Raw genomic sequence first — 2,392 nt, 5'->3', positions numbered from 1 at the left:
AGGGTTTCGGAGGGGCGCATCACGGCTGCGACCTTGGCGGGGTCGGCGTGGTAGTAGCCGCCCAGATCCACGGGCTTGCCGCGATCGGCGCGCAGTTCGGCGATGATCTGCTCCTGCTTCTCGGCCAGCTCGCGGGCCATGGGCGCGAACCGTGCGGCCAGCTCGGCATCCTCGGTCTGCGCGGCCAGCGCCTCGGCCCAGTAGAGCGCGAAGTAGTAGTGGCTGTCGCGGTTGTCGGGCTGGCCCGCCTTGCGGCCCGGCGAACGCTCGTGGTCCAGAACGCCCTGGGTCGCGGTCTCGACCGCGTCGGCCAGGACGCGCGCCTTCTCGTTGCCCGAGGCTTCGGCCAGGAACTTCAGGCTCTCGCCCAGGGCGCAGAACTCGCCCAGGCTGTCCCAACGCAGGTGGTTCTGCTCCTGCAGCTGCTGGACATGCTTGGGGGCCGAGCCGCCGGCGCCGGTCTCGAACATGCCGCCGCCCTGCATCAGCTTGACGATCGACAGCATCTTGGCCGAGGTGCCCAGCTCCAGGATCGGGAACAGGTCGGTCAGATAGTCGCGCAGCACGTTGCCGCTGACCGCGATGATGTCGCGGCCCGCGCGGATCGTCTCGAAGGACAGGCGCGTCGCCTCGCGCGGGGCCAGCACCTCGAAGCGGTCGGCGACGCCCGCATCGGCCAGGATCGGGCGGACATAGGCCAGCAGCTCGCGGTCATGGGCGCGGGTCTCGTCCAGCCAGAACACGGCCGCGCAGCCCTCCAGGCGCTGGCGGTCGATGGCCAGGCGCACCCAGTCCTCGATCGCGGCACGGCGGGTCGAGCACATGCGCCAGATGTCGCCCTTCTCGACCGTGTGCGACAGCAGCTCGTCGCCATTGGCGGCGATTACGGTCACGGTGCCGGTCCGCGGGATCTCGAAGGTGGTGGGGTGGGACCCGTATTCCTCGGCCTTCTGCGCCATCAGGCCGATATTCTGCACCGTCCCCGCGGTCGAGGGGTCCAGCGCGCCGGTCTCCTTGAAGTAGCGCACGCTCTCGTCATAGACGGCGGCATAGGAGGTGTCGGGGATCACGCAATTGGTGTCCGCCTCGGCCCCGTCGGGGCCCCATGCCTTGCCGCCCGCGCGCAGCAGCGCGGGAACCGACGCGTCGATGATCACGTCCGAGGGCACGTGCAGGTTGGTGATCCCCTTGTCCGAGTTCACCATGTAGAGCGGCGGCCGCTCGGCCATCAGCGCCTCGATCTCGGCGCGGATCGTGGCGCCTTCGGGCATCTCGTCCACGCGGGCCAGCACGGCGCCCAGGCCGCCGTTCGGGTCCACGCCCGCCGCGGCCATCGCATCGCCATGGCGTTCGAAGACCGGCGCCAGCCAGGTGCGGACCACGTGGCCGAAGATGATCGGGTCCGAGACCTTCATCATCGTGGCCTTCAGATGGACCGAGAACAGCGTGCCCTCGGCCTGCGTGCGCTCGATCTCGGATTGCAGGAAGCGCGTCAGATGCGCCACCGACAGGAAGCTCGCATCGACCACGGTGCCCTCGGGCAGGTCGATCCCCTCCTTCAGGACGGTGGCATTGCCCTGCGCGTCGGTCAGCCGGATGGCCACCGGGCCCGCCTGCGCCGCGCTCAGCGTGACCGAGGCCTCGTTGCGGCGGAAATCGCCCTCGGACATGGAGGACACGCGCGTCTTGCTGTCGGGCGACCAGGCGCCCATCGAGTGCGGATGCGCCCGTGCATAGTTCTTGACCGCCCGCGCCGCGCGGCGGTCCGAGTTGCCCTCGCGCAGGACCGGGTTCACCGCGGATCCCTTGAGCGCGTCGTAGCGGGCGCGGATCTCGCGTTCCTCGTCGGTGGCGGGTTCGTAGGGGTAATCGGGCAGATCGAAGCCCTGCGCCTGCAATTCCCTGATCGCGCCCACCAGCTGCGGCACCGAGGCCGAGATGTTGGGCAGCTTGATCACGTTCGCCTCGGGGGTCTTGACCAGCGATCCCAGGCCCGCCAGGTCGTCGGACTGCGCCTGTTCGGGCGACAGCCGGTCGGGGAAGGCCGCGATGATGCGCCCGGCCAGCGAGATGTCGCGCGTGGCAACTTCGATCCCCCCGGCCGAGGCGAAGCGGCGAATGATCGGCAGCAGAGAGGCCGAGGCCAGCTCGGGGGCCTCGTCCACCTTGGTGTAAACGATCTGCGGGGTATCGGTCTCGGCCATCGTGCGTGGTCCTCTTTCGTTGTTGCCGCCCCGAAGAACGGGGCTCCTCCTGCGCGTCATTCCGGCGGAAAACGCAAATCACGCGGCTCGATCAGCAAGTCCCGAACCGCGCGAAGGTGACGATGCATCGCCGCACCAGCACTGTCCAGATCACGAGAAGATATGCACGATACGATAACGTCGTGTTC

General features: G+C 68.9%; 1 protein-coding gene. It reads right to left on the bottom strand.

The genetic code is table 11. From position 1 onward, the window contains the following. A partial coding sequence (locus KO490_RS00405) for an NADP-dependent isocitrate dehydrogenase (RefSeq protein ID WP_216017428.1) occupies positions 1–2,204 on the bottom strand: 2,204 nt, incomplete at its 3' end. Between the last annotated feature and the right edge of the window lie 188 nt (positions 2,205–2,392).

This window comes from Paracoccus sp. C2R09 (genome assembly GCF_018860625.1).
Lineage (GTDB): Bacteria > Pseudomonadota > Alphaproteobacteria > Rhodobacterales > Rhodobacteraceae > Paracoccus.
The sequence above is the reverse complement of the archived record's forward strand: the minus strand, read 5'-3'. Positions and strand labels throughout refer to the sequence as shown.